A 13094-nucleotide genomic window follows, 5' to 3' on the forward strand; every position below is an offset into this window, starting at 1 on the left:
CCAGCCGGAAATTCTCGCGCGCGACGAATTTTCGGCGAACCTGCAACCGCCCCTATGATCCAGGGCCGACCGAACACCACACCCCTTGTCGCTGCGAGTGTACCCCCGCGACTCCGTACCGTCAGCGCATCCAACCGCTGGGCGGGCGGCTGCGCCATCGCTGTGCCGTACTCTGGCGATTCGGCGCCGAGTCACGCCGAATCAGCCTATGCCAGCCGGGAATTGGGGACAGGATGGATACGGATCATCGCATCAAGCACCTCGAGATGTTGCAGTCGATCATCGCGCGATTGAGCCAGCAGTCGTTCACGGTGCGCGGATGGTCGGTGACCCTCGTCTCCGTGATATTCGCGCTTCTCACCACACAGGCCCGGCAAGGATCGGGCCTGATATTGCTGGCGCTGGCGCCGGCCTGGATCTTCTGGGGTCTCGACGGTTACTACCTGAGTCTGGAACGCCGTTACCGGGAACTGTTCGCATCCGCCGCGCGGCAACTACGTGAGCCGCTGGCATCCGGGCCGCTCCCGTTCGACATGATTCCCGATTCCGACCGACCCGCACGCGATTTCGCGCGCGCGATCGTCACTCCGAGCGTGGCCGCGATTCCCGTGGTCTTGACCGCGCTGATCATCGGCTACCGGGTAGTCGCGGTCGTCGGCGGTTGAGCGGCGTCGTCCGGACATTCCCGCCACCAGTGCCGATGTAGGAGCGTACGGCGAAGCCCCTGGCGCTGGATGCGTCCAGGGGCTTCCGTATCGAAGCGCTTCAGCGCTTGGTCAGTTCGGGAGCCGTGGTCTCCGATCCCTCGACGGACTTCGCCGGGGCTGCTTCTTCGTGCGCGGCGGCCCGGTTCGGCAGCAGCACCGCCATGACGATCACGATCAGCGCCAACGCAGCCGAGACGAGGAAAGCCAGGCGCATGCCGTCGAGATGGGCGGCGACGAGGTCGCTTCCCTCGGCGGCGAGCGACGTGGCGCGCGCCGACATCACCGTCACCACGAGAGCGGTGCCGAACGCCGCGGCGACTTGCTGCAAAGTGCCGAGCATGGAGCTGCCGTGCGAGTACAGATGCTGCGGCAGCGCACCGAGACCCAGGGTGAACACCGGGGTGAACGCCGCCGCCAGCGACACCATCAGCAGGATGTGCAGGGCCAGCAACTGCCAGTACGGCATGGTCATCGAGATCTGGGTGAAGCCTGCCAGCGCTACGGCGATTCCGATCGACCCCGGGATCACCAGCAAGCGACCGCCGAACCGGTCGAACAGGCGACCGACGGTCGGCCCGAGCAGACCCATCGCCAATCCGCCCGGCATCACCAGCAAGCCGGTGGCCAACGGGCTGAGGCCACGCAGGTTCTGCAGGTACAGCGGCAGCAGAATCATCGACCCGAGCATGGCCATGAACGCCACCGACATCAGGATCAGCGCCTTGGTGTAGGTGGCCGACAGCAGCACGCGCAGATCGAGCAGTGGGGTACCGGTGCGCTGCAAGCGCAACTGCCGCCACACGAACAGGGCGATCAGCGCCGAGCCCACGGCGACGATGCCGAGCGGGCCCGCGAAGTCGTCGCTTTCGAACCGGCTGAGCCCGAACACCAGTCCGCCGAACCCGAGCGCCGCCAGCGCCACGCTGGCCACATCGATCTGCCCGGCTTGCGGTTCACCGACGTTCTCCAGCTGCCGCAGCCCCAGCCAAGTGATCACACCCGCGATCGGCAGCACCAGCACGAAAAGCCAACGCCACGAGGCGATTTGCAGAACACCGCCGGAGATCACCGGCCCCATCGCGGGCGCAACCGAAATCGCCAGGGTGACATTGCCCATCACCCTGCCGCGGTCGTGCTCGGCCACCACCGTCATCAGAGTGGTCATCAGCAGCGGCATCATCACAGCGGTGCCGAAGGCCTGCACGATCCGGCCGAGTAGCAGCACCGCGAACGACGGCGCGACCGCCGACAACGCGGTACCGGCCAGGAAGACGCCCATCGCCGCGGCATACGCCTGCCGGGTCGACACGCGCTGCAGGAACCAGCCGGTGGTCGGGATGACCGCCGCCATCGTCAGCATGAACGCCGTCGACACCCACTGCGCCGCCCGGTCGGTGATCGCCAGATCCGCCATCAGGCGCGGAATCGCGTTGATCATGATGGTCTCGTTCAGGATCACCACGAAGGTAGCGAGTACCAGCACCCGAATGACGGTCGGTGTCCGCCCTCCCGAGGCTGGAACGGATGGTGCGGCGGACATCGGATACCTCCGGAGGCATGGGTCGTTGACAGAACATGTGGCCCTTCGCCGAGTCACCGGATCGCGTCCCGGCGCCACAGCTGTAGAGACGGTGTCGACTGCTCGAACTCATCGGGCGCGGGTCAGTATTCCGCCCGGCACCGACACAAATCACCCGGTTTTCCTGCCGATACACCCAGCACCCCTACTGGAAACCGCTGGTCAGGACCCTCTACAGCCCTACGCGAATCCCAATCGTGAGCCTGGTCACTCTAAGCGATCCGCGCTCGCGGACTGTCCCGACACGGACGTCCGAGTGAAAACCTGCCCGCCGCAACCCCGAACGCGACGCTCGCGCCGGGGCCGCGGCGTGTCGGCGGCATTGCCCGGCTACCGCGGCAGGCAGCGGCTAGGGCTCGAGGTCGGCCACTCCTCTGCCGGTCGAAATATCGAACGGCACAGAAGCCTGGTCGTGCGTGATCAGCCAATCGCCGTCGATCTTCCGGAAGCAGAGCGTGACCCGGACCCACATACCGTTCGTCGCCACCCCGTTCTGCAGCGTGCCGCTGAGCCGACCGAAGGCGTGTCCGAATGCCACATCGTCGCTCACGGTGAGGGCCAGGTCGCGAACCTCATAGGCCACATCATGGAAGAACGTGAACGCGTTCGCCCAGTTCTTCGCTTTCGCGTCGATACCGACATGCTGCAGCGGAGGCTCGACGTCGAAGGAGACGACGTCCGTTGCGTAGAGCTGCTTCACGCCCTCGAGATCCTTGGCCCCGATTCCTTCGGCCAACTTGTCGATCCGCCGCCTGATCTCGGCTTCGTCCACTGCGCGTTGCGCGGGCGCCGATACCACCGAACCAACTCCGTGATCGTTGGCAGTCATTGCATCCTCCATTCGATGAATTTCCGGCCGCGAAGCGGTCTCTTCTGCGGGATCACCCGACGGCGACCGCGGCAGCGGCGCGCAAAGGTGCGAGGGCGACGCTCCACGCGACGACCTGATCCAGCGTTTTGCCCAGGGCGGCGGCATGGTGCTCGCCCGGTACGAAGGTGGTGTGGTTCTCGAAATCGGTGAGCACCGAGATCGCGACCTGATAGCCCACGTCGGCCATGCCCAGCGTGCCGCAGACCGTCCGCAACTGCACCACCGCGCGGGCGCCGCCGTTCACGCCGTAGGAGACGAATCCGACCGCCTTGTCGACCCACTCCGCGAACAGGTGGTCCAAGGCGTTCTTCAACACTCCGGGGACGCCGCCGTTGTACTCCGGGGTCACCACCACGAAACCGTCGAACGGTGCGATGCGCTCGGCCCAAGCGCGGGTATGCGTGTTGACGGACGGGCCGAACATCGGCGGCACCGCTTCGTCCAGGTGCGGCAGCGGGTGGTCACGCAGATCGATCAGTTCGAACTCGGCGTCGCCGCGCTGCGATGCCACGTCCATGACCCACCGGGCGACCTGCGAGCCGTTACGGTTGGGTCGGGTACTGCCGAGAATGATGCCGATTCTGGTCATTTCCGGAACTCCTGCTTCGCTGAAAGTGTCACGACCTTCCGACGACACAGCCGTCCGGAATGTCAGGCTGTCTCACAAATCGGGTCGCTGTCTCGTCGATTCGGTAGGGCCCGCGTCGACCGAAGGAGCCGATACCCATGACCGACCCGCACCTGCGCTCGGTGATCAGTGAACGCCGTCAACTGATCAATCTCGCCTACCGGCTGCTCGGCTCGTTGGCCGAAGCCGAGGATGTGGTGCAGGAGACCTACCTGCGCTGGTACGCGTTGCCCGAGCGGCAGCGGCAGGAGGTGGCGGCGCCCGGCGCCTGGTTGACGACGGTCGCCAGCCGCATCTGCCTCGACCTCCTCGGCTCGGCGCGTGCCAGACGGGAACGTTATGTAGGCGAATGGATTCCCGAGCCGTTGCCCGACCGTTCCGAATGGCTCGGTGGTCCCTCCCCTGCTGATCCCGCCGACCGGGTCACCCTCGACGAGTCGATCAGTATGGCGTTCCTCGTCGTCCTCGATTCCATGACACCGGCCGAACGGGTCGCGTTCGTCCTGCACGATGTCTTCCGCTACTCCTTCGCCGAGGTCGCCGAGATCGTCGGACGCACCCCTGCGGCTTGCCGCCAACTCGCCTCTTCCGCCCGCCGCCGCATCAGCACCGCGCAGGGGTCGTCGGGAACCCGGCACGCCGAGGTGATCAGGGACTTCAAACGAGCCTGGGAGACACAAGACATCGAAGCTCTGATCGGGCTGCTCGATCCGAACGCGACCGCGACCGCCGACAGCGGCGGCCTGGCCCCGGCCTTCCTGCACCCGATCAACGGCGGCGAGCGGATCGCCCGCGCTTGGATCGAAATCGCCGCCCGATCTCCCGAGGTGACGTTGCTCGAGCGCACGGTGAACGGCCAACCCGGCCTGGTGGCGCAGCTCGCCGACACCATCGTGTCGGTCTACGCCTTCGACATCGCCGACAACCGGATCACCCGCATCTGGGCGATCCGGAATCCGGAAAAACTCAGCCTCTGGGCAGCGGGCTGAACGACTGCTCCGGGGTCGAGAGTCGGCGGATCGCCGCAGGCCTCTTGACGCTGGAGGGGCGCGCGAGCGCGGTACGGCCCTACTTACAGAGCAAGGCCGTGCTGCCGACGGTCGAGTCCATCACGATGTACCCAGCAGGTTCGCGCACGGCCCCCCAGAGCCGACTCGAATCAGCGTCGACCCGCGGCGCGGTCGTCTGCGCTACGAGTCGATGGGCGAGGTGTTGAACAGCAGCGGTATGGGTTTCAGCTGCCCGCGCTGCCGGTAGAAGGTCGCGCCCTGCGCAGTTCGCAGGCCAGCCGGTCGGCGTCCGGCCGGTCCTCGCCGGAACGGGCGCAGCCCTGCGAGGTGTAGCCCCGTTCGTTGTAGCCTTGCCGGTCGTAGCCCCACCTGTCGTAACCCCACCTGTCGTAACCCCAGCGGTCGTAGCCCCAGACGTCGAAGCCGTCGGGTCCGTAGGGGTCTTCCGGCTCACGAGGTTTCGTAAATGACGGAGTCGTCACGGGCGGTTCGGTCGTGACCGGCGGAACACTGGTGACCGGCGGCGTGGTCGTCACCGGCGGCACGGTGGTGACCGGCGGCGCGGTCGTCACCGGCGGCACGGTGGTGACCGGCGGCACCGTCGTCACGGGCGCGATGGTGACAGGTGCGGTAGTAGCCGGGGGTTGATCAGGGGTTGCGAATGCCGGTAAGACCAGCGCGGCCGGAGCAAGCACCACCGTCCCGGCGACTGCGGCCAGCAGGACCGACTGTCGAACCGTGCGCCGACTTCTCCTCCAATGAGACATCGTTGACCTCCAACTCAACATAAGCGCGCTCGCCGCACCCGAGTCCCCTATCGGTCGAATGTCCAAATTTGCTACACAGCAGGGAGTTTCGCTTCCCCACCCGTGACGGGGAAACCTGCTCAACGCGCGGAGATGGCCGAACCCTCCCATGGTGTGATCTGATCGGGACCTCGGAGTTCGACGCACACGATCATCGGCATGTGCGCGCGTTCGCGAGATCAACTGCTGGCCGACGTTGCGCCGTTTCGAAACGAGCCACAGTGGACGCGGCCCGTGCCGGCGCTTACACGGTGAACGGGCAGTCGGTCCTGGCGGCCTTCCGAACCGAGGTCGAGGCAGCGGGCTCGGCCTCAGCTTGCTGCCGCCAGCACCCTCCATACCTTTCTGGAACGCGAGCGGGCCTGCGGAGCCGCGTATTCGATTCGCTGGCGCGCTTCGTGGGCGCTGATCCGCAGCAGATCAGTCAATAGCTCCACGGTGTCCCGATAGCCGATGTCTGCGGCGAGACCACGACGTTCGGCTTCGGCGACGGCCGCGCGCATGGCAGCATCCAGTCGCCTCCGACGGCGTTCGGTTTCGACGAGGGTGCGCAGCAAATCGACATCGGCCAGTTCCGGCCATCCCGGTGCTGGAGCATCCGGCGCCGTCGCGATCGAATGTATGTTCACCCGAGCCAGCTTACCTCAGTGTCGAACACATGTTCGACAATTCGATACGCCGAGCCTGGCGTCACTGTCGGTGCGCTCTTGGCGGCCTGGTGGCGCGGCGCATTCGCACGGCATTCGACAGGAGCGCTGATTTTCGTACCGGAACCTCGGCTCATCACACTCGGCGTAGACAGCATCGATCTCGAGGCAGTGCCTGCCGGGCCCTCAGCACCGCACAACCGACGAAACCGGGACGAACGCGCACTGTTCGGAATCATCATGGTGACGCCGTTGGACGACTCGGTCAGGTTTCGACACGACCGGTCGACGAAACGTTCGGTGGCGAATTCTCGGCGTTTTCTCGGCGAGGTCCGATCAGTGGACCAAACGAATGAAGCCCCTGACCATATTTCCTGGTCAGAGGCCTATTCTTGCTCCCCCATCTGGACTCGAACCAGAAACCTGCCGATTAACAGTCGGCTGCTCTGCCAATTGAGCTATAGGGGATTGCCCTTGGCTCGTCCGGTTGGTATCGGGCGGGCCGAGGAGAAACTCTAGCGTATCGCTGGGCGGAGGCCCAAATCGCGTCGCTACCTGCTGAGTTGTCACCGGGGGCGGGTGCGTCGCCACGGGGTGTCCGGATCGACAGGCGTGTGGGGTGTCGGGCAGGATGGGGGCGGCGAACTGGCAACTGGGAGGAGCACATCGAGATGCTGCGGTTGATCATCGGCGTGGCGGCCGGCTACGTACTCGGCAGTAAGGCCGGGCGGGCTCGCTACGAACAGATCAGCGCCGCTACCCGCGCGCTGACCGAAAGCCCGGTGACCCGCAAACTCGTGCTCGTCGGCAGGCAGAAACTGGCGGACAAGCTCAGCACCCGCCCCCGCCTCGAACCGATGGAGCCGATCGATGAGCGGACCACCGTCCTGGTACCGCACGACCAGCTGCGTCGCTGACCCCGCACATGCTGTGACCGATCCTCGCGCCAGTCGGACTGTGTGCGAGGAATCACGGATCTGATCGACCCTAGGCCCCGGTGGCGAAATCCCCGTGGTTGCCCATCGCCTGGGTGAGCAAGCTCTTGCGGTACTGCTCGAGGGCGACGAGGTCGCCGAAGAGGGCGAAGTAGGCCTCCGGCTGTTCGGTCGAGGAGACCCGCTGGAGCTTGGACTTGAGTTCGGCGATCTGCCTGCCGACCCAGGCCTCCTGGGTGCGCGCCAGGACACCGGCGACGAAGCGCGGAATGTCGGACTCCGATTTCACCGGCAGCGGCTCGTTGGCGAGCTCCGACAGCAGGGCGCGCACGGTCAGGTCCTCGGTGCGGTCGGCGACGGCGTTGACCCATTCCGCGCCGCCGAGCCCGGCGGCCGTGCCGCCCGCCTCGGCGATCAGGCCGCGAAGGACCGAGTAGGCGGGGTGGGTGAAGGCTTCGGCCTCGAGCGCGTCGAAACCCGCTCCGGCCATCGCCGGGTACTGGAGTGCGGCGGCGAGTACCTGACGTTGCGGCAGCAGGGTGGGATCGTTCGGATTCGGCCGTGCCGCAGGATGTTCGGCGACCACCTGGCGCGGCGCGGGCGCACGCCCGGCGCCCGACTGCCCGCCGCCGTTGCGGTTCCGCTTGGCTTCCTCGCCGACGCGGCGCACCACGGTCTGGATGTCGTCCCAGCCGACCCACCCGGCCAGTTTGGTGGCGTAGGCCTTGCGCAGGGCGTTGTCCTTGATCTGCGCGACCACCGGCACCGCCCGGCGCAGCGCCTCTACCTGGCCCTCCGCGGTGTCCAGGTTGTGGTCGGCCAGCAGACCGCGAATCACGAACTCGTACAGCGGGGTTCGGCGGGCGACCAGATCGCGCACGGCGGCGTCACCGGAGTGCTGCCGCAGTTCGCACGGGTCCTGCCCGTCCGGCGCGATCGCGATGTAGGTCTGACCGGCCAGCTTCTGATCACCGGAGAAGGCTTTCAGGGCCGCCGCTTGGCCCGCGGCATCGCCGTCGAAGGTATAGATGATCTCGCCGCGCCAGAAATTGTCGTCCATCATCAGGCGGCGCAACAGGGCGAGATGGTCGTCGCCGAATGCGGTGCCGCACGAGGCCACGGCGGTCTTTATCCCGGCCAGGTGCATCGCCATGACGTCGGTGTAGCCCTCGACCACGACCGCCTGGTGCCCCTTGGCGATCTCGCGCTTGGCGTGATCCAGGCCGAAGAGCACCTGGGATTTCTTGTACAGCAACGTTTCCGGGGTGTTGATGTACTTACCGGGCATGGTGTCGTCGTCGAAGAGCTTGCGGGCGCCGAAACCGATGACGTCACCGGACAGGTTGCGGATCGGCCACAGCAGCCGCCGGTGGAAACGGTCGATCGGGCCGCGCTGCCCCTGCTTGGACAGCCCGGCCGCCTCCAGCTCCTTGAAGTCGAACCCCTTGCGAAGCAGGTGTTTGGTGAGCGTGTCCCACCCTGCCGGGGCGTAACCGCAGCCGAAGTGGTGCGCGGCAGCGGCGTCGAAGTTGCGATCGGTGAGATATTTGCGCGCGGTCTCGGCTTCCGGCTCGCGCAGCTTGGCAACGTAGAACTCGTGCGCGGCCGCGTTCGCCGCGACGAGCCGGGACCGGGTGCCGCGATCGCGCTGCACCGAGGTGCCGCCGCCCTCGTAGTTGATCTGGTAGCCGATCCGGTCGGCCAACTGCTCGACCGACTCGACGAACCCGACGTGCTCGATCTTCTGCAGGAAGGCGAACACGTCGCCGCCCTCGCCGCAGCCGAAGCAATGGAACAGGCCGTGATTGGGTCGCACGTGAAACGACGGCGACTTCTCGTCGTGGAACGGGCACAGGCCCTTCATGGAGTCCGCTCCGGCGCGCTTGAGCGCGACGTACTCGCCCACCACGTCTTCGATCCGGACGCGCTCGCGTATTGCCGCGATATCGCGATCAGGAAGTCGTCCGGCCACGGCAGAGAGTCTAGGCGAAGCCGGGGCCGACGCGCCCGGGCGGCTCGGCACCGCGAGTTCCGGGCGAAGGCGCCCTCGAGCGGGGAATCACGAGCGATCCAGTTCCGCGCGGATCGCCGCGACCGTTTCGACCAGACGTGACTGGTGGGAACCCTGCCAGTAGATCCGGCCGCAATCACGGCACTGCCGGAAAATGTCGTAGTAGCGACGGGTGAGCGGTTCGAGGCGGTCCTCGACCTCGGCTTTGTCGACCTCGGCGACCACGCCGCCGCAGCGCAGGCAGCGGGTGAACGGATCCAGGCACGCGACGAGGTCGAGCCGCCGGATCACCTCCACGACCTGCTCGATCGGCTGGTCCGACCAGATGTAGACGCCGTGTGTGACGTTGCGGCGCTTCAACAGCCCTCGGTCGCGAGTGAGCAGGATCCGGTGCTCGGCCGAGGACGCCTCGGCGAGTTCGGCGTCCTCGGCCTCCCACCGGCAGTGCACGTCGAGACCCAGCAGCCGCATCAGCTTGGCGAGACCGCCCAGATTCACGTCGGCGAGGAAGCGCGGCTCCCGCAGCGGATGCGGGCGGACCAGCGTCACCCGGCCGATGTCGAGTGTCTCGAACACGGGATACGCGGTGATCCGCCCGCCGAGGCGCGGGTGATGGTCGAAGTCGACCGGTTCTCCGTCGACGAGGACCAGGTCCACTTCGGTGTGCGGAATGCCCGCTGCCTCGATGACGTCCTTGACGGTCTGGTGCGGGCGGCACGGCCGACGCAGCACGGTGTATCGCTCGCCGGGCCGCAGGAAATCGTTCAGCTCGGCGTAGACCCGGAGATCGACGCTCATTCGACGAACAGCGCCATCGATGCGGTGAATCCGTGCAGCGCGTTGCGGCCCGCGATGGGCCCGATCTCACCGGCGGCGAAGAAACCGGCGAGCGGGATGCCGTCGAGCAAGTCCTCGATGGTCGTGGCGTCGTGGTCCGCCACACCGAACATCCGGCGGCCGCGTCCGTTGCACGTGAACAGCAACGCACCGGCCGGACGTACGGAAAGGTCGGTGCGCGCACGCGCCAGCGCGTTCCGCAGGTCGTGGTCGGCTCCGATCGCGTCGCGGACCTGGAATTGGACGGTGGTGCCGACTTCCACGACCTCACCCACCTCGATCGCGCCGCTGGACGGATCGGCGCCGAGCAGACCGCGGATCAGGAAGTCGCCCTGCCCGGGCTCGGCCAGGTGCTCGTCGACGACGAACCCGATCTGCAGGCCGCGCGCGAGCTCTTCCTGCTGGTCGGGTGGCAGCACGGCGACGATCTGACGCAACCGCTCGATCGGGGACAGACCGCCGAGTCCGGTGATCACCGTGCCGTCCGCGCCGGTGACCGTGTAGGGGTTGCCGATCGGACGGCAGCCCTGGGACACGATCGGCACGTTGTGCAGGCCGGGAAGACGCACGCCGACCGCGCCCGAGGTCACCACGGCGTGGTCGCGGAACAGGCGGCTGCCTTCCGGGCCGTGGCCGCCGCTGACCAACCCGCCCATCACGACGGTGCCGGGCAGATCCGTGTTCACGTACTCCAGCAGCAGATCGGCCGGAAAGGAGTAAGGGTCGGGCAGCAGCAGGTGGAAGTCGCGTGCGGCCTTGTCGAAGCGATAGCCGGCGAGGAGCCCGCCGCTGGCCGTGCGAAGGAAGTCCAATTGGAAGGTTTCCGCTGCGGGCAGTCCGGAGGCCAGCCACACCGCCACCGCGGGTTCGTCCTCGATTTCACGGCGACCCGCCACCACCGCCTGCGCCACGCATCCGATCAGGGCGGGCACCCGGACCGTCCGGTGGACGCCGGAGAGCACCTCGACGGCGTCGTCGGTGTGCACGCGGGACGCGAGCAGCACAGCGAGCGACGGCGCTTCGCCCGCGATCTGGTCGCGGGCGCGCGCTGCGGCCTCCATGCCCGCTCGCCGCGCTTCGGGCGCGGTGGAGAGCCCTACTCCGATCCGCACCCTTCCATGGTAGCCAACCTGTGGCTTCAGTGAATTCACGTGTCGCACAGTGCTTTTCATCGGCATTGCCGAGCCGGTACCGCCAAGTGGCCCGATGCGCGGGGCGGGCCGGAGATTTCTCAGCTCCACGAGCGGAGCGACAAGGGCGACGAACAGGTTGCGAATCGATAGCTGTTCGGCGGCGGCGACGCACAATCGATCTTCCCAGCCCAGAGAGGTCCGGCGCATTTGAGCGACAATAGCCGCGACCACAGTCTGTTTTCGGTCACCCGGGATCAGAGTGTCGGCGCGGGCCGGGCGCACCGCGGCAAGACCTGATGAGGACAGGCGGGAGACATTGTGAGTCAGCCGTCGCGGATCGACACGGGCGAGCTGCGCGCGATGGTATCCACCTTGGAGCGGCTCATTGCCGACGCTTCCCGGACGGTCGGCGAACTGAAGGCGGCCATCGCCTCCGCGGAAGGGCTCGTCGACGGCGACCGGCTCGATCATGCCGAAGCACTGCCTGTCCTGGCGCCCGCACCGGAGAGCCGGGTGCTTCCGCCGGAGTCATCGGCCGAGCCCGCGCCGAAGGCGATGCCGACGCCATGGTCTCGGAAGACCCAGGAGACGCCCTGGTCCAAGCGGGTGGTCCGGCCATACCCGGCGGTGCCGGGCACACCGGTTCGCGTATCCGCGGGCCGCGAGATCGACGTCTCGGCAGAGTTGTCCGCACCCGTACGCCGACCGGCCGCAGGGCATCACCCGCAATTCGAACCGGCAAGTCACCGGACCGACGCCCTCGACGAGCCGGCATCCGTCCGGCGCTCGGTCGTCGCCGAGGGCCCTGCACCCGCAGTCACCGTTGCTCCGGCGTCGATCCGGCGGACGGACCGGGGCGAGCACGCCACACCCCGTCCTCGGATCGATACCGCATCCGGCCGCCGGTCCCCTGACGGCCGCCCACCGAATCAGCCGACCGTCGCCGCACCCAGCCCATCGGTCGAAAGAGCGCACCGCACCGAGGACATCCCGCAGATCGGGGACCCGCGCCACGAGGTAGCCGCTCCGCGGGCCGACAGAGCCGGCGGTCTTCCGCCGCGTCTGGACATCGAGATCGCCGAAGACTCGATACCGCGACCGGAGAACGAACAGACCCTCGCACCGGGCCCCCGGAGCGGGTCTGCACCGGCCCGGCCAACCGATTCCACCGGCGCCTCCGCACCGACCGACTCCACGAGCACCACCGCTGAGGAGCACCGAACCTCAGCGTGCCGGACCGATCCCGAGGACAACCACGAACCCGTCCGCGCGACGAACGGCACGCAACATCCGAAACCGATCCGCCGAACGGATTCGCCGGAAGCCATCGCACCACCGCGACATATCGGTACGGCTGACGACACCCCGTCCGCTCCGGAGACCGGCCCCGCATCCCGTCCAAAGCCCGTCCCGCCAACGACAGAACCTGCGCTCCCTGAACGCACCGATGACCCCGGGCACCTGGCCCCGATCCACGCCACCGGCGGTGTCGCACCCATCGAAGAAGCCGACACCCCGCATCTTCCGGCGGTCACCCCGCAAGACGACACGACGCTCGGCACCGCAACCACCCCGACGTCCGGTATCGCGGACGACTCGCCGCTCCCGTTCCAGTTCGACACCCCACCCCATCCGGCACGGATCGAGCCCACCCATCAGTTTGGCAGCGCAGGCGAGCTCGCACGTCGCCGAAGAACCGGCCAACCCACGCCCACTCCGAAGACCGACGCCGCGTCCTCCCCTCAGAGCGATCGCCCCACCGACTCCGCATCCCTCCAGGTTCCCGACGCCGCACCTACACCGTCGATCGACTACACGAACCTCTCCGGCCGACAACCGCCGATCAGCACCCACGCCCTGGAGCCCCACCCACCGACGGACACCGCCGAGGAGACGGCACCCGCACCCGCAGCTACCACGCTCCACCCCG

Annotated in this window: 13 protein-coding genes and 1 tRNA gene; 4 read left to right on the top strand and 10 right to left on the bottom strand. The window is 67.4% G+C overall.

Annotated features, from left to right (window positions below; all coding sequences use genetic code 11):
* Window positions 1–233 precede the first annotated feature (233 nt).
* On the top strand, window positions 234–665 hold the full coding sequence (locus ACIA5H_RS01555; RefSeq protein ID WP_355072531.1) for a hypothetical protein: 432 nt from the start codon (window positions 234–236) through the stop codon (window positions 663–665).
* Between the two features lie 100 nt (window positions 666–765).
* Here the strand turns inward: ACIA5H_RS01555 and ACIA5H_RS01560 are convergent, their stop codons facing one another.
* The 3 genes from ACIA5H_RS01560 to ACIA5H_RS01570 all read right to left on the bottom strand — a co-directional run bounded on the left by ACIA5H_RS01560 (window position 766) and on the right by ACIA5H_RS01570 (window position 3746).
* Window positions 766–2247, bottom strand: coding sequence for an MDR family MFS transporter (locus ACIA5H_RS01560; RefSeq protein WP_397073126.1), 1482 nt, complete (start codon window positions 2245–2247; stop codon window positions 766–768).
* Window positions 2248–2635: 388 nt separating this feature from the next.
* A complete protein-coding gene (locus ACIA5H_RS01565; RefSeq protein WP_397073128.1) occupies window positions 2636–3058 on the bottom strand; it encodes a YybH family protein in 423 nt (140 codons plus the stop codon).
* 109 nt (window positions 3059–3167) lie between these two features.
* A complete protein-coding gene (locus ACIA5H_RS01570) occupies window positions 3168–3746 on the bottom strand; it encodes an NADPH-dependent FMN reductase (protein ID WP_379252882.1) in 579 nt (192 codons plus the stop codon).
* A gap of 137 nt (window positions 3747–3883) precedes the next feature.
* Here ACIA5H_RS01570 and sigJ point away from each other — a divergent pair, with 137 nt between their 5' ends.
* The gene (gene sigJ, locus ACIA5H_RS01575; RefSeq protein ID WP_397073130.1) at window positions 3884–4774 is read left to right on the top strand and encodes an RNA polymerase sigma factor SigJ; all 891 of its coding nucleotides are present in this window, start codon (window positions 3884–3886) and stop codon (window positions 4772–4774) included.
* 245 nt (window positions 4775–5019) lie between these two features.
* Here the strand turns inward: sigJ and ACIA5H_RS01580 are convergent, their stop codons facing one another.
* Window positions 5020–5277, bottom strand: a complete 258-nt coding sequence (locus ACIA5H_RS01580; protein WP_397073132.1) for a hypothetical protein — start codon at window positions 5275–5277, stop codon at window positions 5020–5022.
* A gap of 13 nt (window positions 5278–5290) precedes the next feature.
* Here ACIA5H_RS01580 and ACIA5H_RS01585 point away from each other — a divergent pair, with 13 nt between their 5' ends.
* Window positions 5291–5443: a hypothetical protein gene (locus tag ACIA5H_RS01585; RefSeq protein WP_379252878.1), complete on the top strand. Its 153-nt coding sequence runs from the start codon at window positions 5291–5293 to the stop codon at window positions 5441–5443.
* 469 nt (window positions 5444–5912) lie between these two features.
* Here the strand turns inward: ACIA5H_RS01585 and ACIA5H_RS01590 are convergent, their stop codons facing one another.
* Entirely contained in the window at window positions 5913–6230 is a 318-nt protein-coding gene (locus ACIA5H_RS01590; RefSeq protein ID WP_397073135.1) for a DUF222 domain-containing protein, read from the bottom strand.
* A 413-nt stretch (window positions 6231–6643) separates the two neighbouring features.
* Window positions 6644–6716, bottom strand: a tRNA-Asn gene (locus tag ACIA5H_RS01595).
* 203 nt (window positions 6717–6919) lie between these two features.
* On the opposite strand from ACIA5H_RS01595, the gene ACIA5H_RS01600 reads away from it, so the two are divergent.
* Window positions 6920–7165, top strand: coding sequence for a hypothetical protein (locus ACIA5H_RS01600; RefSeq protein WP_039796811.1), 246 nt, complete (start codon window positions 6920–6922; stop codon window positions 7163–7165).
* A 70-nt stretch (window positions 7166–7235) separates the two neighbouring features.
* Here ACIA5H_RS01600 and dnaG read toward each other — a convergent pair whose 3' ends face one another.
* The 4 genes from dnaG to ACIA5H_RS01620 all read right to left on the bottom strand — a co-directional run bounded on the left by dnaG (window position 7236) and on the right by ACIA5H_RS01620 (window position 11802).
* Window positions 7236–9155: a DNA primase gene (dnaG, locus tag ACIA5H_RS01605; RefSeq protein ID WP_397073137.1), complete on the bottom strand. Its 1920-nt coding sequence runs from the start codon at window positions 9153–9155 to the stop codon at window positions 7236–7238.
* Between the two features lie 87 nt (window positions 9156–9242).
* The gene (locus tag ACIA5H_RS01610; RefSeq protein WP_397073139.1) at window positions 9243–9992 is read right to left on the bottom strand and encodes a Mut7-C RNAse domain-containing protein; all 750 of its coding nucleotides are present in this window, start codon (window positions 9990–9992) and stop codon (window positions 9243–9245) included.
* Window positions 9989–11143: an FIST N-terminal domain-containing protein gene (locus tag ACIA5H_RS01615; protein ID WP_355072512.1), complete on the bottom strand. Its 1155-nt coding sequence runs from the start codon at window positions 11141–11143 to the stop codon at window positions 9989–9991. The genes ACIA5H_RS01610 and ACIA5H_RS01615 overlap by 4 nt, the downstream gene beginning before the upstream one ends.
* 488 nt (window positions 11144–11631) lie before the next feature.
* A complete protein-coding gene (locus ACIA5H_RS01620; RefSeq protein ID WP_397073142.1) occupies window positions 11632–11802 on the bottom strand; it encodes a hypothetical protein in 171 nt (56 codons plus the stop codon).
* Window positions 11803–13094 lie beyond the last annotated feature (1292 nt).

This window comes from Nocardia sp. NPDC051900 (assembly GCF_044452545.1).
In the GTDB taxonomy this organism is placed as follows: domain Bacteria; phylum Actinomycetota; class Actinomycetes; order Mycobacteriales; family Mycobacteriaceae; genus Nocardia; species Nocardia sichangensis.

Coding starts and splice junctions, on each gene's coding strand:
- ACIA5H_RS01560 (WP_397073126.1), bottom strand. CDS start 2,247: ATGTCCGCCGCACCATCCGTTCCAGCCTCGGGAGGGCGGACACCGACC.
- sigJ (WP_397073130.1), top strand. CDS start 3,884: ATGACCGACCCGCACCTGCGCTCGGTGATCAGTGAACGCCGTCAACTG.
- ACIA5H_RS01610 (WP_397073139.1), bottom strand. CDS start 9,992: ATGAGCGTCGATCTCCGGGTCTACGCCGAGCTGAACGATTTCCTGCGG.
- ACIA5H_RS01600 (WP_039796811.1), top strand. CDS start 6,920: ATGCTGCGGTTGATCATCGGCGTGGCGGCCGGCTACGTACTCGGCAGT.
- ACIA5H_RS01570 (WP_379252882.1), bottom strand. CDS start 3,746: ATGACCAGAATCGGCATCATTCTCGGCAGTACCCGACCCAACCGTAAC.
- ACIA5H_RS01555 (WP_355072531.1), top strand. CDS start 234: ATGGATACGGATCATCGCATCAAGCACCTCGAGATGTTGCAGTCGATC.